The sequence below is a fragment of the Methyloversatilis sp. RAC08 genome (assembly GCF_001713355.1).
In the GTDB taxonomy this organism is placed as follows: domain Bacteria; phylum Pseudomonadota; class Gammaproteobacteria; order Burkholderiales; family Rhodocyclaceae; genus Methyloversatilis.
The window spans coordinates 1339337-1361776 of record NZ_CP016448.1; the positions used below are offsets into that span (position 1 = coordinate 1339337).

Annotated in this window: 19 protein-coding genes; 12 read left to right on the top strand and 7 right to left on the bottom strand. The window is 64.6% G+C overall.

Going from position 1 to position 22440, the window contains the following annotated elements:
- Positions 1 to 184 precede the first annotated feature (184 nt).
- The 4 genes from BSY238_RS18515 to BSY238_RS06160 all read left to right on the top strand — a co-directional run bounded on the left by BSY238_RS18515 (position 185) and on the right by BSY238_RS06160 (position 4297).
- Complete coding sequence (locus BSY238_RS18515) at positions 185 to 604, top strand: SoxR reducing system RseC family protein (RefSeq protein ID WP_069038361.1); 420 nt, start codon at positions 185 to 187, stop codon at positions 602 to 604.
- A 159-nt stretch (positions 605 to 763) separates the two neighbouring features.
- Positions 764 to 2539, top strand: a complete 1776-nt coding sequence (locus BSY238_RS06150; RefSeq protein ID WP_069038362.1) for a glutamine--tRNA ligase/YqeY domain fusion protein — start codon at positions 764 to 766, stop codon at positions 2537 to 2539.
- 4 nt (positions 2540 to 2543) lie between these two features.
- A complete protein-coding gene (locus tag BSY238_RS06155; protein WP_069038363.1) occupies positions 2544 to 3125 on the top strand; it encodes a flavin reductase family protein in 582 nt (193 codons plus the stop codon).
- A gap of 98 nt (positions 3126 to 3223) precedes the next feature.
- On the top strand, positions 3224 to 4297 hold the full coding sequence (locus BSY238_RS06160) for a S1 family peptidase (protein WP_083223939.1): 1074 nt from the start codon (positions 3224 to 3226) through the stop codon (positions 4295 to 4297).
- A 144-nt stretch (positions 4298 to 4441) separates the two neighbouring features.
- On the opposite strand, the gene BSY238_RS06165 is transcribed toward BSY238_RS06160, so the two are convergent.
- The 6 genes from BSY238_RS06165 to BSY238_RS06190 all read right to left on the bottom strand — a co-directional run bounded on the left by BSY238_RS06165 (position 4442) and on the right by BSY238_RS06190 (position 11410).
- Entirely contained in the window at positions 4442 to 5326 is an 885-nt protein-coding gene (locus BSY238_RS06165) for a tetratricopeptide repeat protein (RefSeq protein WP_083223940.1), read from the bottom strand.
- 71 nt (positions 5327 to 5397) lie between these two features.
- On the bottom strand, positions 5398 to 5670 hold the full coding sequence (locus BSY238_RS06170; protein ID WP_069038364.1) for an oxidative damage protection protein: 273 nt from the start codon (positions 5668 to 5670) through the stop codon (positions 5398 to 5400).
- 67 nt (positions 5671 to 5737) lie between these two features.
- A complete protein-coding gene (locus BSY238_RS06175) occupies positions 5738 to 7801 on the bottom strand; it encodes a sensor domain-containing diguanylate cyclase (protein WP_069038365.1) in 2064 nt (687 codons plus the stop codon).
- Between the two features lie 24 nt (positions 7802 to 7825).
- On the bottom strand, positions 7826 to 9148 hold the full coding sequence (argA, locus tag BSY238_RS06180) for an amino-acid N-acetyltransferase (protein WP_069038366.1): 1323 nt from the start codon (positions 9146 to 9148) through the stop codon (positions 7826 to 7828).
- A gap of 55 nt (positions 9149 to 9203) precedes the next feature.
- Positions 9204 to 10688 carry a polyphosphate:AMP phosphotransferase gene (gene pap / locus BSY238_RS06185; protein WP_069038367.1) on the bottom strand — a complete coding sequence of 495 codons (1485 nt, stop codon included), beginning with the start codon at positions 10686 to 10688 and terminating at the stop codon, positions 9204 to 9206.
- Positions 10688 to 11410, bottom strand: a complete 723-nt coding sequence (locus BSY238_RS06190) for a 16S rRNA (uracil(1498)-N(3))-methyltransferase (protein WP_083223941.1) — start codon at positions 11408 to 11410, stop codon at positions 10688 to 10690. Before BSY238_RS06190 ends, pap begins: the two co-directional genes overlap by 1 nt.
- A gap of 74 nt (positions 11411 to 11484) precedes the next feature.
- Here BSY238_RS06190 and BSY238_RS06195 point away from each other — a divergent pair, with 74 nt between their 5' ends.
- A complete protein-coding gene (locus tag BSY238_RS06195; protein ID WP_069040497.1) occupies positions 11485 to 12042 on the top strand; it encodes a thioredoxin family protein in 558 nt (185 codons plus the stop codon).
- Positions 12043 to 12046: 4 nt separating this feature from the next.
- Complete coding sequence (locus BSY238_RS06200) at positions 12047 to 12847, top strand: inositol monophosphatase family protein (RefSeq protein WP_069038368.1); 801 nt, start codon at positions 12047 to 12049, stop codon at positions 12845 to 12847.
- Positions 12848 to 12868: 21 nt separating this feature from the next.
- On the opposite strand, the gene BSY238_RS06205 is transcribed toward BSY238_RS06200, so the two are convergent.
- Positions 12869 to 13789 (bottom strand): LysR family transcriptional regulator, encoded by a 921-nt coding sequence (locus BSY238_RS06205; protein WP_223300290.1) that lies wholly within the window; start codon positions 13787 to 13789, stop codon positions 12869 to 12871.
- 437 nt (positions 13790 to 14226) lie between these two features.
- On the opposite strand from BSY238_RS06205, the gene BSY238_RS06210 reads away from it, so the two are divergent.
- The 6 genes from BSY238_RS06210 to pyk all read left to right on the top strand — a co-directional run bounded on the left by BSY238_RS06210 (position 14227) and on the right by pyk (position 22428).
- Entirely contained in the window at positions 14227 to 15321 is a 1095-nt protein-coding gene (locus BSY238_RS06210) for a class 1 fructose-bisphosphatase (protein ID WP_069038369.1), read from the top strand.
- 10 nt (positions 15322 to 15331) lie between these two features.
- On the top strand, positions 15332 to 16216 hold the full coding sequence (locus tag BSY238_RS06215) for a phosphoribulokinase (RefSeq protein WP_069038370.1): 885 nt from the start codon (positions 15332 to 15334) through the stop codon (positions 16214 to 16216).
- Positions 16217 to 16441: 225 nt separating this feature from the next.
- Entirely contained in the window at positions 16442 to 18472 is a 2031-nt protein-coding gene (gene tkt, locus BSY238_RS06220; protein ID WP_069038371.1) for a transketolase, read from the top strand.
- 123 nt (positions 18473 to 18595) lie between these two features.
- Complete coding sequence (gene gap, locus BSY238_RS06225) at positions 18596 to 19609, top strand: type I glyceraldehyde-3-phosphate dehydrogenase (RefSeq protein WP_069038372.1); 1014 nt, start codon at positions 18596 to 18598, stop codon at positions 19607 to 19609.
- A gap of 145 nt (positions 19610 to 19754) precedes the next feature.
- Complete coding sequence (locus BSY238_RS06230; protein ID WP_069038373.1) at positions 19755 to 20921, top strand: phosphoglycerate kinase; 1167 nt, start codon at positions 19755 to 19757, stop codon at positions 20919 to 20921.
- Between the two features lie 58 nt (positions 20922 to 20979).
- Positions 20980 to 22428, top strand: coding sequence for a pyruvate kinase (gene pyk, locus BSY238_RS06235; protein ID WP_069038374.1), 1449 nt, complete (start codon positions 20980 to 20982; stop codon positions 22426 to 22428).
- Positions 22429 to 22440: the final 12 nt, after the last annotated feature.

A 22440-nucleotide genomic window follows, 5' to 3' on the forward strand; every position in this document is an offset into this window, starting at 1 on the left:
CGCGCAGGCTGTCGCTGATGCTGCAAAGCCGACAAACCCTGTCACACGCTACATACCTGCCGCACGACGTCCGGCCCGGCCACAATCGCCGTGCCCGACCGGCGCGACGCCGTATTGCCGCAGTGGATCGCGAAATGGCACGACGTTTGCAGAGTGTTCCTCACTGCACAGGCCGGAGCGGGACATGAAAGCGCAGCCAACACGCGTCATCGCCATTGAAGGCAACCGCCTCACCGTCGCCGTCGATGCCCCGGCAGCCTGCGGCGGCTGCCGGTCGAAGTCTGCCTGCGGCACCGGCGATGGCAGTACGCATCAGATCGAGGTTGCGGCCGATCTGGCGCGCCGGCTGCGCACCGGCGACCAGGTGTCGGTCACGATCGCCGACGGAGCGACCATGCGAGCCATAGTGGCAGCCTATCTGCTGCCGCTGGGCGGCCTGCTCGCTGGCATTTCCGCGGGCAGCGCACTCGTATTGCCCGACATCGCCATCGTGCTGTGCGGCGGCAGCGGGCTGTTTTCCGGTCACCTCGGCTCGCGTCTGCTGGCTCGCCATTGGCGGACCCAGCTGCAGCCACAGGTTTGCCAGGGTGGCGGTACGGCCTGAGCGGTTGAGGCTGGCCGCAAGCCACCCTTGCGCAAAGTGTCAGGGCGGGTCGCGGCTGTCAGGCGCTGACTCGTCGCGACTGAAATCGCCTGCCTGCCGTCGGGCGCGGCAGCGACCGGATAGAATTCGTGTCGACCGCCACTTTCAGACCCGGACACCATGTCAGATCGCAGTTCCGCTGCTCCCGCCTCGAATTTTCTGCGTGCCGTGATCGAGAAGGATCTCGGTTCCCACACCTACGCCAGCCGCCGCTGGGCGCGCAGCCCGGGCGATGCCGCCCACCATGCTGCAGGCGAGCCCGATCCGGCGAAGATCCGCACCCGCTTCCCGCCTGAGCCCAACGGCTATCTGCACATCGGCCATGCCAAGTCGATCTGCCTGAATTTCGGTCTGGCGCGCGACTATGACGGCGTGTGCCACATGCGTTTCGACGACACCAATCCGGAGAAGGAAAGCGTCGAATACGTCGAATCGATCAAGGATTCGGTGCAGTGGCTGGGCTTCGGCTGGGAGGCCTTCGGCGCTTCGCACCTGTATTTCGCCAGCGACTACTTCGACTTCATGTACCGCGCAGCGGAACACCTGATCACCGCCGGCCACGCCTATGTAGATGAGCAGACGCCGGACGAGATGCGCGCCAGCCGCGGCACACTGACCGAAGCGGGCAGGGATTCGCCGTGGCGCAACCGCCCGGCCGACGAATCGCTGGCGCTGTTCCGCGAAATGCGCGACGGAAAGCACGCCGACGGTTCGATGGTGCTGCGGGCGAAGATCGACATGACCAGCCCCAACATCAATCTGCGCGACCCGGCGATCTACCGCATCAAGCGCGCGCATCATCACAACACAGGCGACACCTGGTGCATCTATCCGATGTACACCTACGCCCACCCGCTGGAAGATGCGCTCGAAGGCATCACCCACTCGATCTGCACGCTGGAATTCGAAGATCAGCGGCCGTTCTATGACTGGGTGCTGGAACGCCTCGCTGAAGGGGGCCTGCTCGCCCACCCTTTGCCCAAGCAGTACGAATTCGCCCGCCTGAACCTGACCTACGTCGTCACCAGCAAGCGCAAGCTGATGCAGCTGGTGACCGAAGGCCACGTCAGCGGCTGGGACGACCCGCGCATGCCCACCATCGTCGGCCTGCGCCGGCGCGGCTATACACCAGAGGCGATCAGGCTGTTCGCTGAGCGCATCGGCGTATCGAAGGCCGATTCATGGATCGACTACTCGACGCTCGAAGGCGCGCTGCGCGACGATCTCGACGGTCGCGCCGCACGGGCGATGGTGGTGCTTGATCCACTGAAGCTCAAGCTCACCAACTGGGACGCACTGTTCGCCGGTCGCGAAACCGAAGCCTGCTCCGCACCTGTGCATCCGCACCACCCCGAACATGGTCAGCGCAGCTTCAACCTGGCACGCGAAGTGTGGATAGAGCGTGAAGACTTCATGGAGGTGGCCCCCAAGGGCTACCACCGCCTGTTCCCGGGCAACCGCACGCGGCTCAAGTACGGCTACGTCATCGAATGCACCGGCTGCGAAAAGGACGCCGACGGCCACATCACCGCGGTGCTGGCGACCATCGTACCGGACACGAAAAGCGGTACCCCGGGTGCCGACAGCGTCAAGGTGAAGGGCGTCATCACCTGGGTCGGCGCACTGGATGGCGTGACGACCGAGGTACGGCTGTACGACCGGCTGTTCACGGAAGCCCATCCGGACGCTGGCGGACGCGACTTCCTGACCGTTATGAACCCCGATTCGGTGACATCGGTGCAGGCCATCGTCGAGCCCGGGCTCGCCACTGCCGCGCCCGATGACCGGTTCCAGTTCGAACGCCACGGTTACTTCGTCGCCGACCGCAAGGATTCGACGCCGGGCAAGCCGGTGTTCAACCGCGCGGTGACGCTCAAGGACAGTTGGGGAAAATGAGCGGATGACACACGCGCCGCAGATCGAACCGGTGGAGCTGGCAAAGTCGTATCGTCTGCTCAACCACGGCCCGACCGTGCTGGTCAGCAGCGCGCACGGGGCACGGCGCAACGTGATGGCTGCAGCCTGGTGCATGCCGCTCGATTTCGATCCGCCCAAGCTGCTGGTGGTGATCGACAAGTCGACCTTCACGCGCGAGCTGATCGAAGCGTCGGGTGAGTTCGTCATCAATGTGCCGACGCAGGCGCAGCGCGCGCTTGCTGTCGCGGTCGGCAGCGATTCCGGCCGCGAGCGGGACAAGTTCACCGCACTGGACATCACGACATTCGCCGGCGACCGGGTCGCGGCACCGCTGATCGAGGGCTGCGTGGCCTGGCTGGAATGTCGCGTCGTACCCGAAGCACACAACCAGAACCGTTACGACCTGTTCATCGGCGAAGTGGTCGCGGCGCATGCCGACAGCCGGGTGTTCAGCGCTGGGCGCTGGCATTTCGGCCCGGAACATGACGCGCTTCGCACGATCCACCATGTGGCCGGTGGCGCATTTTTCGTGACCGGACCGATGCTGGACAACAGCGCCGCCTGACTGCTCGCCGGCAGCGCGAACTTTTCTGCGGTCACGACGTTCCGATAGCAGCCGTTCGATCGTCCATCGTCCCACCGCCACCCGTTGCGAGGCCGCCCATGATCCGCTTGACCACCCTGTTCGCCTGTTGTCTGGGTCTCTCCTCCGCCGCCACGGCAAACGATGTGGCGGACGAATTCGGCTCGGCCTTCTACACGGGTCTGTCGATCAGCGTGGTGCAGGTGCGCGTGCTCAATGCCGCCGGCAAGGGCTATTTCGGGTCGGGCGTCGTGGTGGCGGAGAACGAGGTCATCACCAACTGCCACGTCACACGACAGGCGGTGCGCATCGAGGTGGCCAAGGGCGCGCTGGTGTATCCGGTATTCGGCCAGAAGGCCGACATGGCCAATGACCTGTGCCTGCTGCGCACCGGACCGATGCCGCTGCGCGTCGCCGAGCTGCGCGACGCGGCTTCAGTGAAAGCAGGCGAGAAGTCCTTTTACTACGGCTATTCGGGCGGGATCGAAGCCTTCTTCGCGCCCGGGCGCGTGGCCACCACGCATCCGCATGACGGCATGGCGGTAATCGAAACCTCGAGCGGCTTCGCGCTGGGCGGCAGCGGCGGCGGGCTGTTCGACGCCCGCGGCAGGCTGATGGGCATCACCACGTTTCTGGCGTCCGGCCACGCCGGTGGCTACTTCGCCATGCCGGCGGAGATGATCCGGCGCGTCCGCACGCTGCCCGAGAGCGATGTGGCGCCGATCGACGGCCTGGCCATCTGGGAACAACCGGATACGGCGCAGCCGTGGTTCCTGCGTGTCGCACGCATGGGCACCCAGGCGCGCTGGCAAGCCGCCGCCGAACTGGCAGGCGAATGGACACAGGCACAGCCTGACAATGCCGACGCCTGGCATCAGTCAGGCGTGGCGCTGTCGCGACTCGATCGCCATGCGGAGGCGCTGGCTGCGCTGCAAAAAGCGATCACCCTGTCGCCGGGACACCCACAGATACTGTTCCACACCGCACTTGCGCTGTCGCGCATCGGGCGCAGCGGCGAGGCCGAAGATATCCGCAACGAACTGGCGCTGGCCGACACGGACCTCGCCAGCCGTCTCGACAAGGCGTTCGGAAACGGCGGAATACCGCCGGCACCCGCAAACAGCCCGGGATGTCCGCGACTCGATACGTGTTGAACGCTGCGCAGCTGTCCTTGCCTCGCCATTGCAGCGATGGCGGCTTGCGGCCACGGTAAGGCGCGCGCGCCATGAGTACGGATGCACGATCACTACGGGTTGGCATCGGGTCTGCATGTGCGCCCCCGTGCGTCTGAATTCAGTCTAGGGCCTGACCGTCACGCCGATGACCCGACCGTTCTCCGAGGGCACCTCCGCCGTCCCTTCCGGCTCCGCACGGGTGGACGCGTTTGCCGCAGGACCGGATGCAGTGGGTGCGCCAGTGGGCACAGAGAGCAGATCGCGCGACAATTTTTGCGCCGCTTCGACCTGCTCCGGTTTGAGCGAAGCAGCGATTTCGTCCCGCGCACCGCGTGCAGCGCCATGTCCCAGGGCCGCCGCGCGATTGAACCAGGCATAGGCCCGGATCAGGTCGAGATCCACCCCCTCGCCGATGCGGTGCAGACGTCCCATGTGGTATTGCGCTGCGACATGGCCCTTGCGCGCAGCTTCCAAGAACCATCTGGCGGCTGCGTCGTAGTCCTGCAGCGTGCCACGGCCAAGCTTGTAAACCTGTGCAAGTTCGTACTGCGCCTGCGCATGCCCCTGCTCCGCAGCCTTTTCAAACCACTTGATCGATTCGACCAGGTCTTCGCGTTCGCCGGTTCCGCCCTGCGACAACAGCATCGCGTATTCGAACTGTGCCAGCGAACTGCCCGCTTCGGCCCGGATGCGAGCGACATCACGCGGATCGAGCTCGGCCAGCTTCCTCTCGTGCTCACTGGGAATGCGCGAACCTGCGCTCTGCACGGTGATGAACACAAGGGCTGAAATTCCGAGAAACACCAGACCCGCAAACGCCGCCAGCGGCACGCGCCGGAAGCGCACGAAGCGCTTGTGACAGTTGCGACAGCGCACCGGACGCAACCAGAAGCGGCCCGCTTTCTCGGCCGCGTTCCTCCAGCTGGAGTCTTTGGTGTTCCGACTCATGCAGTAGGGGCAGCCACGTGTGCCCTGCAGGATGCCGGAAGTACGGGTGGAAACATTCATCGGCGCGAAATTAGCATGACGGCGCAAGGACTTGCCGTGAATTACTGTGGCGCGGGCAGGTACACGTCAAATCAGGCAGCGGGCGGAACGTATCCCGACACGCCGTCAGCGCCCTCGCCGAAGAAATGCTTCTCCATCTGCTCGGCAAGGTATTTGCGCGCGCGCACGTCCATCAGGCTGAGGCGGTTTTCGTTGATCAGCATGGTCTGGTACTTCACCCACTGCTGCCAGGCCTCCTTGGATACCGACTCGAAAATCCGCGCGCCGAGCGGGCCGGGCACCGGCGGAAAGTCCAGACCTTCCGCTTCGCGACCCAGTTTGATGCAATTGACCATGCGTGCCATCGTGTAACTCCTTCAAAAAATGAGGTTCGGAAAAGGCGTGTCAGCCGCTCAAGGCCTGCGACGATCGTCAGGTGCCATGGCGGCGTTGGTACATCCGGAAAGCGTTCTTGCCATCGTTCTTGGCCGCGTACATCGCAGCGTCCGCCGCGCCCAGCAAGGCTTCGCCGGTCGATGCATGAACCGGATAGATGCCGATGCCCGTACTTACGGTCACATAGGCGCGCTCGCCGTCAAATTCGAAGTTCATGCCCGACACACGCTCGCCGATGCGTCGCGCCAGACCGGTGATGGCCTGTTCGTCGGTGTCCGGAGCGAGCACACCGAATTCGTCACCGCCGAGCCGGAAGAAGATTTCGTTCCGGCGCACGACGGCGCCGACCTCGCGCGCCAGCTTCATCAGCACCTGATCGCCGGCCTGATGACCGTGCCGGTCGTTGACCGGCTTGAAGCCATCGAGGTCGAACAGCAGCAGGCCAAGTTGCGTGTGTCGCCGGCTGGCGTCTGCAATCATGCGTTCGAGCTCTTCATGGAAGCGGCGGCGATTGTAAAGATTGGTCAGCGGATCGCGTTCGGCCATCTGAACGAGTGCCTCGGCTGCACGTCGCTCGGCCGTAACGTCTTCGTAGATCCACACGCGCCCGAGGAAACGCCCGGGCGTGGCCGACGGCACCAGCGCCGACTGTTCGCGGATGATGCGCCCATCACGCAGCAGGATGTCCATCGGCTCGGTCGGCAGTCGCGTTGCAAGAATCTGTGTCATGCGCTCCCGGTAGCCGTCTTCGTCCGCACGCAGCGCCGCGGTGCGTTCGATCAGCACACTGTCCCGCATGCCGGAAAGGTTTTCGTCCAGCGCCATGCCCCAGATCAGCTTCAGCATCCGGTTGGCGTGCTGCGCGCGCCCGTCGCGATCGACGAACAGCACGCCCAGCTTGATCAGGTCGAGCAGCGCCTCCAGCCGCGAACGCTCTTCCTCGCTGCGCGTCAGGTAGTAATCGCGCAGGCCCTGTTCGCGACGCAGCGCGGTCACTGTGTCGAGCAGCTTCAGTTCGGCTTCCTTGCGGCTCTGGATGTCGTCAGCAGACACCCGCACGCCCAGGCAAACACCCGCCTCGTCGTAGATGGGCTGCCAGTTCAGGGACACCCACACCACCCCGCCGTCGCGACGCAGCAGCCGCACTTCGAAATTTTCGCCGCTGGCACCGGCCAGCGCCTCCTGCGCGCGGGTGGCGAATATCTTGCGGTCCTTCTCATGGACCAGCATGCCTGCAAGATTTTCGCTCAGCAGGCAGTCCAGCGGGCTGTGACCGGTCACCCGCTCGATCGAACGATTGACCCAGATCAGGCGCCCCTGCGGTCCGAACCAGGCTTCGACGCCAAAGGTGAAATCGGCAATCGCATGAAAGCGCGATTCACTCTTGCGCAACGCCATGACCCGCTCATCGAGCGCCTGCACCATCTGATTGAAGGCGCGGGTCAGACGGGCCAGCGCATCGTCGCCGACCACCGGAAGCGGATTGACGACCTCTGCTCGGCGCAGCGCGATCGCACGCGTTTCGATCGCGGTCACACCATCAAGCACACCGCCGAGCACCCAGCGGGTCAGCAGCACATGCAGCGACAGAATCAGGACGCCCAGCAGCAGCATTGACGTCGTCAGTGTGGCGAGTGCAGCTTCGAGACGAACCAGGCTCGCACTGGCGCGCAGCACACCAACCGACGCGCTGGCGTCGGCCGACCTCAGCGCGATGCGGAAATCGTGACGACTGCGTCCGGCCGCCAGTGCGGCACGCAGATTCGCATGCGGCGCACCGAGCACGGCCGGCCCACCGTCCGCCACCAGTACGCGCCCGGCGGCATCGCGAACCTCGATGTAACCGAGGCCACCCAGCCTGCGCAATGCACCCGCTTCGGCCGCGAGCCGCGCCTGATCGTGCATCACGATATCGGCCAGCCGGGTCTGCATGTCGGCGGCCAGCGCATCGATACGCGAATCTTCCTGCGCAATCAGGTGGCCGGCCAGCAGGTGGTGGGTGAGCCCGAGGCCTGCCATCAGCAGCAGGCCCAGCACGACCGCCGACCCGATGAGGCGTGCCTTCAGCGTGCCGATGCGTGCAAGCAGGGCCGGTTTCATGTCAGTGGAGCGGCCGCCGCGGCATCAGAGCACCTTCACCAGAACCTTGCTGCGACGCTGCGGGTTGTAGTTCTCGCGCTTCACGCGCGGCAGCACATCGACGCCGGCTTCGACGAAACCGCGCTCGACGAACCAGTGTGCCGTCACGGTGGTGAGCACGAACAGGCGCTTCATGCGCTCGGCACGCGCCCGCCCCTCGACGAAGCTGAGTATCTGTTCCCCATAGCCGTGGCGACGGTATTCGGGCATGACCGCAAGACAGGCCAGTTCGGCCATTTCTTCTTCCGCATACGGGTAGAAGGCGGCACAGCCCATGATGACTTCGTCGTGTTCGAGCACGCTGAAACGATCGATCTCGCGTTCGAGCCTTTCGCGGCCGCGACTGACCAGCGTGCCATCCGCTTCCATCGGCGCGATCAGGCCCGCCACTGCCGGCACATCGTCCATGCGCGCATTGCGCATCAGCGCGAGGCGTTCGCGCGAAATGACGCTGCCGACACCTTGCGTAGTGAAGAATTCGAGCAGCAGCGCGCCATCGAGGTCGCGATCGATCATGTGCGCCCGCGCCACACCCATCTTCACGGCACGGATCGCCCGCGGCAGGTAGAGGCCCAGGTCTTCGGTGATGCCGCGACCCGCCTTCAGCCATTGCGATGCTTCGTCGGCGGTGAGTTCCGGCACCAGCTCTCCGGCTTCATCGACGATGCCCGGCGCGTCGCACAGGTAGATCAGCTTCGTTGCCTGCAGCCCGATGGCCACCGATTCGGCCACTTCTTCCATGCACAGATTGAACACCTCGCCGGTCAGCGAGTAGCCATAGGGCTGCATCAGCACGATGTCGCTGTCGACCAGTGCGTCGTTCAGCGCTTCGACGTCGACCTTGCGCACGGCACCCGTGTAACCATGGTCGATGCCATCCACCACGCCCACCGGACGCGCCGTGAGGAAATTGCCCGACGCGACCTCGATCGTGCTGCCCGCCATCGGCGTATTGGGCAGACCCTGCGAAAACAGCGCTTCGACGTCGATGCGGATGGCGCCGTTGGCGCGCTTCACGCAATCCATGGCAGGCGCGTCGGTCACGCGCAAACCCTTGTGATAGCGGGGTTCCAGGCCACGCGCCGCCAGTTCTTCCTCGATCTGCGGGCGTGCGCCGACCACCAGCACCAGCTTGATGCCGAGCGCGGCGAGCAGGTTGCAATCCTGCACCAGCGAATTGGCGAACGGGCTCTTCAGCACCTCGCCGCCGACCGCGACCACGAAGGTTCGGCCGCCAAAGGCATGGATGTAAGGTGCGGCGCTGCGCACCCAGGCGACGAAGCGCGGTGAATCGGGATCAGCGTGCATGCAGGTTCCGTCCGGTAAGTTCCCGATTCTATCCGAGCGCGACCCGCCGGAACGCTCAGCCGATCGCGGATTCGAGACGGTCGCAGACGGTTTGCAGGATGTCGAGGCGGGCGCGGTACTTGTCGTCCGAGCCGATCAATGCCCACGGCGCCGCCTCGGTGTGCGTGCGCGCCAGCATTTCACGTACCGCCGGAAGATAGGCCGGCCACTTCTCGCGGTTGCGCCAGTCATCCGGCGTGATCTTGAAACGCTTGAACCGGGTGCGACTGCGCTCGTTGAAGCGCTTCAGCTGTTCTTCGGGACTGACATCGAGCCAGAACTTGCAGACGATGGCGCCATGCGCTACCCATTCCTGCTCGAAGGCGTTGATTTCGTCGTAGGCGCGCGCCCAGTCCTCCGGCTCGGCAAAGCCTTCGACCCGTTCGACCAGCACCCGGCCGTACCAGGAGCGGTCGAACAGTGCCGCCCGGCCATTGCGCGGCACATCGCGCCAGAAGCGCCACAACCACGGGTACTTGCGCTCATGTTCGGACGGCGCCGCGACCGGATGAACGCGGTAAAACCGCGCATCGAGTGCATGAGTGATGCGACGGATGGCACCGCCCTTGCCGGCTGCATCCATGCCTTCGAACACCAGCACGAGCGCGCGATCTTCGAAAGCCGGCTGGCGCAGCAACAGGTTCAACCGCCCCTGCAGGACTTCCAGCGCTGGCTGGTATTGCGCCTTGGTCATCGGCTTCGACGGGGCCGCTGCTTCGCCGACCGGTGCCGCCGGCGCCTCGGCAACGGCCATTGAAGGCGGCGGCAACGGCGCCGGACGGGGCGGTCGCCCGGCCAGCGTGGCACGCAGCGCGCGCAGCACGGTGCGACCGACCGCCAATTCGCACAGGCGGGTGTCCCGAGCGTCGATCAGATGCCACGGTGCATGCGGGTCGTCGGTCTGCCGGATCGCCTCTTCCGCCACCTTGCACAGCCTGCGGTGATGACGGTGTTCGTGCCAGTCCTCCGACGTGACGCGCCAGCGCGTTGCCGCGTCCTTTTCGAGCGCCTTGAAGCGGGCACGCTGCGTATCGGCGTCCAGATGCAGCCAGAACTTGAGCACGACGGCGTCTTCCATCGCCAGCAAGTGCTCGAAACGGCGTATCGACTGCAGTGTGTGGCCGAACGCCTGTCGCTTGATGCGGCGGTCGACGCGGTCGCGGATGACCTCGCTGTACCAGGCTTCGAACACGATGGCGGTACGCCCGCGCGACGGCAAGGCCTGCCAGAAACGCCACATGTGGGGTCGCAGACGTGCGGCTTCGTCGCGCGCCCCGAACGCACTGGTGCGGATATGGCGCGGGTCCATCCACTCGTTCAACGTATTGACCACCACGCCGCGTCCGGCGCCGGCCACGCCGGCGATCAGCAGAATGACCGGCGTGCGCGCCTGTTCCAGGATCGAGTACTGCGCATCAAGCAGGTCGGCACGCAGCCGCGCCACGGCCCGATCGAACCGGTCTTCATCCATCGCTTCGAGCGGGGGCAGCGAATCGAACATCAGAAATCTCCGATCAGGGCGTTGAGCGCAGCCACCACGGCCGCACCTGCAGTTTCAGTGCGCAATACGCGCGGGCCGAGGGTGAGCGCGGCAAACCCGCTGCCGCGCGCGGCCTGCAGTTCGTCGTGGTCGAAACCGCCTTCCGGACCGATCAGCAGGCTGATCGGCTGATCGGCTTTCAGACCCGCCTCGCGCAACGGCACCCCACCTTCCGGATGCAGCAGCAGTCGCTGCCCGTCTGCACCCGCGACGGCCTGTTCGAAAGAAAGCAGCGGCCGCACTTCGGGCACGACGTTGCGGCCGCACTGTTCGCAGGCAGCCACGGCAATCTGGCGCCAGTGTTCCACCCGGCGCTGGGCACGTTCGCCGGCCAGCCGCACGACAGCGCGCCGGGAACTCACCGGCTGCACCCGCCCAACGCCCAGTTCGACCGCCTTCTGCACGATCCAGTCCATCTTGTCCGACGCGGCCAGACACTGCATCAGCGTGATCCGCAGCGCCGGCTCGCGCAGCGGCTCGCGGCGTTCGCCGAGCACTGCCCGGAGGTCGCGGCCCTTGCCTTCGAGTCGGGCGTCGACTTCGAAACCGCGACCGTCGAAAAGGGTCAGCGAATCGCCCGACGACAGACGCAGCACGCGTTCAACGTGGTGGGCCACTGCCGCCGGCAGCAGCAGCGCGCCCTGCGGTTCATCGGGCAGAGGGCAAAAGAAGCGTGGATTCATCGTATTATCATTGGTGCACCGCGAAAGGATAACGGCCCGTGCCCCGCCACGGCGGGCAAACCCATGGAAGCATGATGGTCAGCACTTCTACACCTGTCTGTGACTTCGGCCTGGCGGCGCCCGGCTTCCGGCTGCGCGACGCCGACGGGCGCGAACATGCGCCGGACACATTGCGCGGACCGGCCGGTCTGCTGGTGATGTTCATCTGCAACCACTGCCCCTATGTGCAGGCGATACTGCCACGGCTGGTCGTAACGGTGCGTGAGCTGCAGGCGCTCGGCATCGGCGTGGTGGCCATCATGTCGAACGATACGGTCCAATATCCGGAGGACGGCCCGGACGCGATGCAGGCACTGGCGCGAGACAGGGCGTTTTCCTTCCCGTATCTGCTGGACGCCGACCAGTCGGTGGCGCGCGCCTATGGTGCGGTGTGCACGCCGGATTTCTTCGGCTACAACAACGCATTGCAGCTGCAGTACCGCGGTCGCTTCGACGCCTCCCGCAAGGAGGCCGCCCCACCCGATACGCCGCGCGATCTTTTCGAGGCCATGCGCCTCGTTGCGCTGACCGGCGACGGCCCGCGCGTGCAGACGCCCGGCATTGGCTGTTCCATCAAATGGCGTCAGGATTGAATTCATGAGCTCACCCACCCTCATCCAGATCGTCGACACCGCGCGCGACGTCGCACGCGAGGTCATCATGCCGCACTTCCTGACGGCGCAACGCAACACCAAGGACGATGGCAGCCTGTTCACGGTGGTCGATCTTGCGGCGCAGGAAGCGCTGATCGAACGCCTGCCCCGCATCATCGATCGTCCGGTACTGGGCGAAGAAATGCCGGAATCGCTGCAGCTGCGTCTGTGGCACGAAGGCCAGGACGGCATCTGGTGCATCGATCCGATCGACGGCACCACGAATTTCATCAACGGCATTCCGTTCTTCGGCGTGGCGATCGCCTACATCGCCGAAGGCCGGACGCGCTACGGTGTGGTGTACAACCCGATGACCGACGAGGCCTTCTACGCCGAAGAAGGAGGCGGTGCCTTCCTGAACGGCACGGCACTGCCGCTGCGCACGCCGGCCCGCCATCTGCTGGACGCGGTCGCTGGCGTCGATTTCAAGCGCATTCCCAAGCCGCTGGCCGATGCGCTCGCCACGCAGTCACCGTTCTATTCGCAGCGCAACTTCGGCTCCAGCGCGCTCGAGTGGTGCTTCGTCGCGGCGGCGCGACTGGATGTCTACCTGCACGGCGGCCAGATGATGTGGGATTTCGCTGCCGGCACCCTGATTGCCGCCGAAGCAGGCGCACAGTGCTCGATGCTCGACGGCGAGCCGCTGAACATGTCGCCCGGCCAAAAGACACCGGTCGTTGTCGGCGCCAACGCGGCGCTGTATCGGGAATGGATGGACTGGCTCAACGCGCACGGCGCGCGCTGAGCCACACGCGCAGAACCCGCATCACACCGGCTGCGCGGACGTGACCTGTGCGTTGACCAGCCCGCCGCCCTTTGCCAGCAGGAAGTCGCGCAGTGCCTGGGCGGCCGGCAGCAGGTTCTTGCGGTCGCGATAGACCACATGCCAATTACGGATCACCGGCGTACCCGGTGCAGCGATCCGGCGCAGCACGCCGGTACGCAGTTCGAGCTGGCAGGTGTGTTCCGACAGGAACGCCAGCCCCATTCCCGCAATTGCCGCCTGCTTGATGATCTCATTGCTGGGCAACTCGATGATTTCGGTCGGGCGAATGCCGTGTTCGATCAAAAAGCTTTCCTGGGTCACCCGCGTGCCGGATCCGCGCTCGCGGATCAGGAAGGCTTCGCGCCCCAGATCCTCCGCGCTGGCCATGCCGCCGCCGGTCAGCGGGTGACCTTCGCAGGCGAGGATGGAAAGCGGATGCTCGGCGAACACATGCGCCTCGCAACCCAGCGCAGCCGGCGGACGCCCCATGATCGCGAGGTCGATCAGGTTGTCTTCCAGCTGGCGGAAGATGTCGTCGCGGTTGTGCAGTGAAATGCGGACCTGCACATCCGGAAAGCGCTCGCGGAACGCCATCAGCAGCTTCGGCGCGATGTACTTCGCGGTGCTGACCACGCCGACCGACACCAGACCGGCATGACCGCTCGCCATCTGGGCGAGCGCTGCTTCCGCTTCGGCCAGCTGGTGTTCGATCGCACGCGCGTGGCGGGCGATTTCCATGCCGACATCGGTCACTCGCAGCTTCTTGCCCAGGGTTTCGATCAGCGGCAGCCCGATCAGCCCGTCGAGCGCCTTCACCTGCATCGAGACTGCGGGTTGTGTCAGATGCAGTTCTTCGGCGGCGCGCGAAATCGATCCGAGGCGGGCGACCGCTTCGAATATCCGCAGCTGGCGTAGCGACACTCCTCGTGTCCACTGGGTCGTCATATCAGTCGGTATCAGGAAATTTAATTGATCGTATCAAAACAACTTATTTTGAACCAAGACGGATTCCAGATATATTGCACTGCAACAGCGGTAGAAAACAAAGCCCGGAAGCAACAAAGGCAGTTTTCGAGAGCTCACGATTTTAGCGTCAAAGCCTGTCTGCTCAACAAGAATTGACAGGTGACCCAGGCTCCTCCTCCACAACCTTGTTTGTGGATTCATACCCCGGCTCGCAAGAGTCCGGGGTATTTTTTTGCGTTTGCACACTGTGTTGCTTGCAGTGGAACACACCGTTCCATGGTTGCAGCACATCATTTGCTGTCACGATGACCTGTCGGAGCGCGACAAGCCGATGTGACAGCGCGGCGGGCGACAGCTAGGATAAATCGACACCGGTTGCGAAGGAGGTTGCCATGATCGAAGGGCGCAAGACCCTCACGCGTTACACCATCGAGGCCCAGCAGAGACACCCGCAAGCGAGCGGGATCTTTTCGAGTCTGTTGAATGCGGTTGCGACGGCGGTGAAAATCATCGCCAACAACGTTAACAAGGGCGCGCTGGTCGGCTCGCTCGGCAGCTTCGAAGCGATTGGCAGCGGCGCCGCCATCAATCTGGCAGGCGACGTCACGCAGAAGCTCGACACCATCGCCAACGAGGCGATGCAGCGCGAATGCGAATGGGGCGGTCATCTTGCGGCGCTCGCACCGGATGGCCTCGACGGCTTCATCCCGACGCCGGAACAGTCGCCGCGCGGCAAATACCTTTTGCTGTTCGATGCGCTGGACTGCAGCAACAACATCGACGTGAATCTGACTGTCGGCACGCTTTTTTCGGTGCTGCACGCACCCAACCCGGGTGCCGAGCCGCAGTTGTCGGATTTTCTGCAGCCCGGAACCGAACAGGTGTGCGCCGGCTATGCGCTGTACGGCCCTTCGACCATGCTGGTGCTGACCACCGGCGAAGGCGTTGACGGATTCACGCTCGACCGCGACATTGGCGCCTTCATCCTGACCCATCCGAAGATGCGCATTCCGGCGCAGACGAACGAATTCGCGATCAATGCGTCGAAATCGCGTTTCTGGGAACCGCCGGTCAAGCGCTATGTCGAGGAATGTCTGGCCGGCCAGACCGGACCGCGCAACACGGACTTCAACATGCGCTGGATCGCCTCGCTGGTGGCTGAAACCCATCGCGTGCTGACGCGCGGCGGCGTCATCATGTATCCGGCCGACACCATGCCGTCGCAGCCGCCAGGCCGCATTTCGCTGATGTACGAAGCCAATCCGATCGCCTTTCTGATCGAACAGGCGGGTGGCGAGGCGACCAACGGCCGCACCCGCATCCTTGAACTGCCGCCGCGCAGTCTGCAGATGCGCACGCCACTGATCTTCGGTTCGAGCGAAGAAGTGCGTCGCATTGCCCAGTATCACCACGAAAATGACCAGGGACTGGACCGTGAATACACTTCGCCACTTTTCAATATCCGTGGCCTGTTTTCCACGCTCTGAGGCCTGACGGATGTCGGTACGTCATCCTGTCATCGCCATCACCGGATCATCGGGCGCCGGCACCAGCACGGTCACGCGAACCTTCCAGCACATCTTCCGGCGCGAAGGGGTGAACCCGGTCATTGTCGAAGGCGATGCCTTTCATCGTTACGACCGGGAAGAGATGAAGGTCGTCATGGCGCGCGAAGCGGCGGCCGGCAACGAACATTTCAGCCATTTCGGCCCCGATGCCAACCTGTTCGAAGAACTTGAGGCCCTGTTCCGGCAGTATGGCGCCGAAGGCACCGGGCGTTCCCGCGCCTATCTGCACAACGACAAGGAAGCCGCACCTTTTGGTCAGCCGCCCGGGACATTCACGCCCTGGGAGGACATTCCGACGGGCACCGACATCCTGTTCTACGAAGGTTTGCATGGCGCAGTGAAAACCGACCGCATCGATGTCGGACAGCATGCCGACCTGCGCATCGGCGTCGTACCCATCATCAATCTGGAGTGGATACAGAAACTGCACCGCGATCGCGAGCAGCGCGGCTACACGACCGATGCGGTGACCGACACCATCCTGCGCCGCATGCCGGAATACGTGCACTACATCTGTTCGCAGTTCGAAAACACACACATCAATTTCCAGCGGGTACCGATGGTCGATACCTCGAACCCCTTCATTGCACGCGCCATCCCGACGCCGGAAGAATCGATGGTGGTGATCCGCTTCGCCAATCCGCGCGGCATCGACTTCCAGTACCTGCTGAGCATGCTGCAAGGCTCCTTCATGTCGCGCGCCAACACCATCGTGATACCGGGTGGCAAGATCGAACTGGCCATGCAGCTCATCTTCACGCCTCTGATCCTGCGGCTGGTGGAAAACGGCCGCAAGGCGCGGGCGCGTTACTGATTTTCTGTCGCTGATCGCGCCGAAGGTCCGGATGGCCGCAGATTCTGCGCATTCGGCAACCGGGCGTCAGCGCCTGCGCGTGCGATCCGCGCTGCATCACGCGGCCTTCTGTGCATGATCGGGGTCAGCGAAGGTGACTTGCAGCCGACTTGCGCACCGCAGCGCGCTATCCAGAGGCCTTGTTTTCGCGGATAATTATGGGTTTTTCCGGCCGGAACCTGCCTTATGACCGCCTCGACCGCCACCCCGACCATCACACCCCGCGGGGGCTTCAACCCGATCACCGGTGCCATCCGTGCGCTGGCGATGGATGCCGTCCAGAAAGCCAACTCCGGCCACCCGGGCGCTCCGATGGGCATGGCGGAAATCGCCGAAGTGCTGTGGCGCCACCACCTGAAGCACAATCCAGCCAATCCTGACTGGGCCGACCGTGACCGCTTCGTGCTGTCGAACGGACATGGTTCGATGCTGTTGTACGCACTGCTGCACCTGACCGGCTACGACCTGTCGATTGACGACCTTAAGTCATTCCGTCAGTTGCATTCGAAGACACCGGGCCACCCGGAGCGCGGCTACGCACCGGGCGTCGAAACCACCACAGGCCCGCTCGGCCAGGGTCTGGCCAATGCGGTCGGCATGGCACTCGCGGAACGCGGCATGGCAGCGCAATTCAATCGCCCCGGCCATACCATCGTCGATCATTTCACCTACGCCTTCGCGGGTGACGGTTGCCTGATGGAAGGCGTATCGCACGAAGCGTGCTCGCTGGCCGGCACCCAGGGCCTTGGCAAGCTCATCGTGTTCTACGACGACAACGGTATTTCGATTGACGGTCACGTCGAGGGCTGGTTCGCGGACGACACGCCGAAACGCTTCGAAGCCTATGGCTGGCAGGTCATCCCGGCGGTCGACGGTCACGACAGCACAGCCCTCAACGCCGCAGTGATCGCGGCGAAGGCCGACCTGTCGCGGCCGACGCTCATCTGCTGCCGTACGGTCATCGGCCTCGGTTCGCCGAACAAGGCGGGCGGCCACGACGTACACGGCGCACCGCTGGGGGCGGCGGAAATCGAAGCGGCACGTGCCTTCATCGGCTGGTCGTACGCGCCATTCGACATTCCGGCAGACGTCTATGAGGCATGGGATGCCCGGCCCGCCGGCAAAGCGGCCGAGGCCGGCTGGAACGACCGGTTTGCCGCCTACGCGGCCGCCCATCCCGATCTCGCGGCTGAGTTCAAGCGCCGCATGCACGGTACGTTGCCGGGTCATTTCGATCAGACTGTTGCAGACACGATCGCAAAGTTCGACGGCAAGGCCGACAACATCGCCAGCCGCAAGGCCAGCCAGAACTGCATCGAAGCCTTCGCGCCGGCGCTGCCGGAACTGCTCGGCGGCTCCGCCGACCTCGCCGGCTCGAACCTGACGCTGTGGTCGGGCTCGAAGGGCATATCGGCCGACAATCCGGGCGGCAATTACCTCTACTACGGCGTGCGCGAATTCGGCATGTCGGCCATCGCCAACGGCATCGCGCTGCACGGCGGTTTCATCCCCTACACCGCCACCTTCCTGATGTTCTCCGAGTACGCGCGCAACGCACTGCGCATGGCGGCGCTGATGAAGCTGCGCCAGGTATTCGTGTTCACGCACGACTCGATCGGCCTCGGCGAAGACGGCCCGACGCATCAGCCGGTGGAACAGACCGCCACGCTGCGCCTGATGCCGAACATGGACGTGTGGCGTCCGGCCGACACGGTCGAATCCGCAGTCGCCTGGGCAAGCGCACTCAGGCGCGACGACGGCCCGACCTCGATGATGTTTTCGCGCCAGAACCTGCCGCACACCGCGCGCGATGCCTCGACGATTGCGGCCATCGCCCGCGGCGGCTACGTGCTGTCGGACGCCGATGACGCGCAGGTCGTGCTGATCGGAACCGGCTCGGAGGTGTCACTTGCGCTCGCTGCGCAGAAGACGCTGGCAGCCGACGGCATCGCCGCGCGCGTGGTGTCCATGCCATCGACCACGGTGTTCGACCGACAGGACGCCGCCTGGCGCGACAAGGTCCTGCCGCGCGCGCTGCCGCGCGTGGCGGTCGAAGCCGGCGTGACCGATCTGTGGCGCAAATATGTCGGTCTCGACGGCGCCGTCATCGGTCTCGATCACTTCGGCGAATCGGCGCCGGCCGGCGAGCTGTACAAGGCTTTCGGCATCACCGCCGAAGCGGTTGCCGCGGCCGCCCGCAAGGTGCTCGGCAGGTAAGTCGTCACACTCCGGGCACCGCGCGGCGGACGGTGCCAACTACGGCGCAGCGCCACCACAAGTTGCGCTGCACAATCCGCAGGTTTCATTGAATCCATACCCACTGGAAAGGAAGTTGCAGACATGACGATCAAGGTTGCCATCAACGGATACGGGCGCATCGGCCGCAATGTGCTCCGCGCGCACTACGAAGGCGGCAAGCGCCACGACATCCAGATCGTCGCGATCAACGATCTTGGCGACCCCAAGACCAATGCCCACCTGACCCGTTACGACACCGCGCACGGCAGGTTTCCGGGCGAAGTGAGCGTCGACGGCGACTACATGGTGGTCAACGGCGACCGCATCCGCGTGCTGGCCAACCGCAACCCTGCCGAGCTGCCGTGGGGCGAGCTGGGCGTCGATGTCGTGCTCGAATGCACCGGCTTCTTCACGACCAAGGAAAAGGCGTCAGCCCACATCAAGGGCGGCGCGAAGAAGGTGATCATTTCCGCACCCGGCGGCAAGGATGTCGATGCCACGATCGTCTATGGCGTGAATCACGGCGTGCTGAAGGCGACCGACACGGTCATTTCGAACGCCAGCTGCACCACCAACTGCCTGGCACCACTGGTCAAGCCGCTGCATGACAAGATCGGCGTCGTGCACGGCCTGATGACCACCATCCATGCCTACACGAACGACCAGGTGCTGACCGACGTCTATCACGAAGACCTGCGCCGTGCGCGCAGTGCCACGATGTCGATGATCCCGACCAAGACCGGCGCCGCCGCAGCGGTCGGTCTGGTGCTGCCGGACCTGAACGGCAAGCTGGACGGGTTCGCGATGCGCGTACCGACGATCAACGTATCCATCGTCGACCTCACCTTCACGGCCGCACGCGCGACGACGACAGACGAAGTGAATGGCATCCTGAAAGCCGCCTCGGAAGGCGAACTGAAGGGGGTTCTGGGTTACAACGTCGAGCCGCTGGTGTCGATCGATTTCAACCACGACGCCCGCTCGTCGATCTTCGACTCGACGCAGACGCGAGTCATGGGTGGCACGCTGGTGAAGGTGCTGTCCTGGTACGACAACGAGTGGGGTTTCTCGAACCGCATGCTGGACACGACGGTTGCACTGATGGCGGCCAAGTAAGGACTTCCGGATCCGGGGCGGGGTTCATGGCGGCAGCGTCCCTGCCCCGCTTCGTCCGCCCCGCATCGTTTTTCCCCGCTGCACACGCCCCACCTCGTATCCGCTCCGTCAGAATCCCTTCACGCGCCTTCGCAGAGGACACACGATGCAGTTCACACGACTTTCCGATCTCGACCTCAAGGGCAAACGGGTGTTCATCCGCTCCGACCTGAACGTGCCGCAGGACGACGCCGGCAACATCACCGAAGACACCCGCATCCGCGCCTCGCTGCCGGCCATCCGCACCGCGCGTGACGCCGGCGCTGCGGTCATGGTGACGTCGCACCTCGGACGGCCGACCGAAGGCGAGCTGAAGCCGGAAGATTCGCTGGCACCGATCGCCCGCCGCATGTCGGAACTGCTCGGCTTCGACGTGAAGCTGGTCGCGGACTGGGTCGATGGCGTCACGGTCGCCCCGGGCGAAGTCGTGCTGCTGGAAAACTGCCGCGCCAACAAGGGCGAGAAGAAGTGCGACGACGCGCTGTCGAAAAAGCTCGCCGCATTGTGCGACGTGTGGGTGAACGACGCCTTCGGCACCGCCCACCGCGCTGAAGCGACGACCTACGGCATGGGCCAGTACGCCCCCATCGCCTGCGCCGGTCCGCTGATGGCGAGCGAACTGGATGCGCTGGGCAAGGCGCTCGGCCAGCCGGCACGCCCGCTGGCCGCCATCGTCGCCGGTTCCAAGGTATCGACCAAGCTCACGCTACTGGAAAATCTGGCCGACAAGGTCGATCAGCTCATCGTCGGCGGCGGCATCGCGAACACCTTCCTGCTCGCCGCCGGCAAGAACATCGGCAAATCGCTTGCCGAACCCGACCTGCTCGACGCGGCGAAACGCGTCATGGCCAAGACCAAGGTACCTCTGCCGCAGGACGTGGTGTGCGCGAAGTCCTTCGCGGCCGACGCCCCGGCAACGGTGAAGTCGGTGGATGCTGTCGCCGACGACGACATGATTCTCGACATCGGTCCGAAGTCGGCGACCGAACTGGCCGACCTGCTGGCCAAGGCTGGCACCATCGTGTGGAACGGCCCGGTCGGCGTTTTCGAATTCGACGCCTTCGGTCACGGCACCGAAACCGTGGCGCGCGCCATTGCTGCATCGAGTGCTTACTCGATCGCCGGTGGTGGCGATACGTTGGCCGCCATCGCAAAATACGGCATCGCCGACCAGGTGAGCTACATCTCGACCGGCGGCGGCGCCTTTCTGGAGTTTCTCGAAGGCAAGACGCTGCCGGCGGTCGACATCCTGCTGCGGCGCGCCCACGGCTGATACCGCGCAAAGCACAGCAAACCACAACAACAACGACATCACGAGGAGTTCGTCTGCCATGCATCGCTTCACCAAGATCGTCGCCACGCTCGGCCCCGCTTCGAGCGATCTCGCCACCCTGACCCGCCTCGTCGAGGCCGGCGTCGACGTGGTGCGGCTCAATTTTTCGCATGGCAAGGCGGATGACCACCGCGCACGCGTGGAAACCCTCGCTGTCGCCGCCGCCAAGGCGGGCCGTACGGTGGGCGTGATGGCCGACCTGCAGGGCCCGAAGATCCGGGTCGGCAAGTTCGCCGACAACAAGGTGATGCTCAAGGGCGGCCAGGCCTTCGTATTCGACATCGAATGCACGCTGGGCGACGCGGGCCGTGTCGGCCTCGACTATCCGGAACTGGTGAATGACGTCGAGCCGGGCGCCGTGTTGCTGCTCGACGATGGCCGCATCGTGATGGACGTGAAGTCGGTCAACGCCACGCAGATCCACTGCACGGTGCGCCACGGCGGTGAGCTGTCGAACAACAAGGGCATCAACCGCCAGGGCGGCGGTCTGTCGGCGCCGGCGCTCACGCCCAAGGACATGGAAGACATCAAGATCGCGGCGTCGCTGAATGTCGACTACGTCGCGGTCAGCTTCCCGAAGAGCGGCGCCGACATGCGCCAGGCGCGCGAGCTGCTGCGCGCGGCCGGGTCAAACGCGCTGTTGATCGCCAAGATCGAGCGCGTGGAAGCCATTCCGGCGCTGGAAGAAATTCTCGACGCGTCCGACGGCGCCATGGTGGCGCGCGGCGACCTCGCGGTCGAGGTGGGCGATGCAGCCGTACCGGCGATGCAGAAGCGCATCATCAGGGTGTCGCGCGAAATGAACAAGCTGGTGATCACCGCCACCCAGATGATGGAATCGATGATCCACAGCCCGGTGCCGACGCGCGCTGAAGTGTCCGACGTCGCCAATGCGGTGCTCGACGGCACGGACGCGGTCATGCTGTCGGCCGAAACCGCGTCGGGCGCCTACCCGGTCGAAACGGTCGAAGCCATGGCGCGCATCTGCATCGAAGCCGAGAAATCGGCCGAAGTGAAGCTGGACCAGGAGTTCCTGACCCGCGTATTCACCCGCATCGACCAGTCGATCGCGATGGCTGCGCTGTTTTCGGCCTTCCACCTCAAGGTGAAGGCGATCGCCACGCTGACCCAGTCCGGCTCGACCTCGCTGTGGATGTCGCGCCTGAACAGCGGCGTGCCGATCTACGCGCTGACACCGGAAGTGCGCACCCGCTACAAGCTGTCGATGTATCGCGGCGTGACGCCGCTGATGATCAAGCTCGACCCGGACGCCGACCGCGACCGCATGCTGGTCGATGCCGAAGCCGAACTGCTGCGCAGCGGCGCCGTGCAGGTCGGTGACCTCATCGTACTGTCGTTCGGCGAGCCGATCGGCGTGCCGGGCGGCACCAATACACTGAAAATCGTCAAGGTCGGGGAGTATCGTCAACTCTCTACCGTTATCTGATCCAGCCAGGAG

Excerpts from the sequence above, each read along its gene's own strand:
- BSY238_RS18515 (WP_069038361.1), top strand. The coding sequence starts at position 185 with ATGAAAGCGCAGCCAACACGCGTCATCGCCATTGAAGGCAACCGCCTC.
- BSY238_RS06150 (WP_069038362.1), top strand. The coding sequence starts at position 764 with ATGTCAGATCGCAGTTCCGCTGCTCCCGCCTCGAATTTTCTGCGTGCC.
- BSY238_RS06155 (WP_069038363.1), top strand. The coding sequence starts at position 2,544 with ATGACACACGCGCCGCAGATCGAACCGGTGGAGCTGGCAAAGTCGTAT.
- BSY238_RS06160 (WP_083223939.1), top strand. The coding sequence starts at position 3,224 with ATGATCCGCTTGACCACCCTGTTCGCCTGTTGTCTGGGTCTCTCCTCC.
- BSY238_RS06165 (WP_083223940.1), bottom strand. The coding sequence starts at position 5,326 with ATGAATGTTTCCACCCGTACTTCCGGCATCCTGCAGGGCACACGTGGC.
- BSY238_RS06170 (WP_069038364.1), bottom strand. The coding sequence starts at position 5,670 with ATGGCACGCATGGTCAATTGCATCAAACTGGGTCGCGAAGCGGAAGGT.
- BSY238_RS06175 (WP_069038365.1), bottom strand. The coding sequence starts at position 7,801 with ATGAAACCGGCCCTGCTTGCACGCATCGGCACGCTGAAGGCACGCCTC.
- argA (WP_069038366.1), bottom strand. The coding sequence starts at position 9,148 with ATGCACGCTGATCCCGATTCACCGCGCTTCGTCGCCTGGGTGCGCAGC.
- pap (WP_069038367.1), bottom strand. The coding sequence starts at position 10,688 with ATGTTCGATTCGCTGCCCCCGCTCGAAGCGATGGATGAAGACCGGTTC.
- BSY238_RS06190 (WP_083223941.1), bottom strand. The coding sequence starts at position 11,410 with ATGAATCCACGCTTCTTTTGCCCTCTGCCCGATGAACCGCAGGGCGCG.
- BSY238_RS06195 (WP_069040497.1), top strand. The coding sequence starts at position 11,485 with ATGGTCAGCACTTCTACACCTGTCTGTGACTTCGGCCTGGCGGCGCCC.
- BSY238_RS06200 (WP_069038368.1), top strand. The coding sequence starts at position 12,047 with ATGAGCTCACCCACCCTCATCCAGATCGTCGACACCGCGCGCGACGTC.
- BSY238_RS06210 (WP_069038369.1), top strand. The coding sequence starts at position 14,227 with ATGATCGAAGGGCGCAAGACCCTCACGCGTTACACCATCGAGGCCCAG.
- BSY238_RS06215 (WP_069038370.1), top strand. The coding sequence starts at position 15,332 with ATGTCGGTACGTCATCCTGTCATCGCCATCACCGGATCATCGGGCGCC.
- tkt (WP_069038371.1), top strand. The coding sequence starts at position 16,442 with ATGACCGCCTCGACCGCCACCCCGACCATCACACCCCGCGGGGGCTTC.
- gap (WP_069038372.1), top strand. The coding sequence starts at position 18,596 with ATGACGATCAAGGTTGCCATCAACGGATACGGGCGCATCGGCCGCAAT.
- BSY238_RS06230 (WP_069038373.1), top strand. The coding sequence starts at position 19,755 with ATGCAGTTCACACGACTTTCCGATCTCGACCTCAAGGGCAAACGGGTG.
- pyk (WP_069038374.1), top strand. The coding sequence starts at position 20,980 with ATGCATCGCTTCACCAAGATCGTCGCCACGCTCGGCCCCGCTTCGAGC.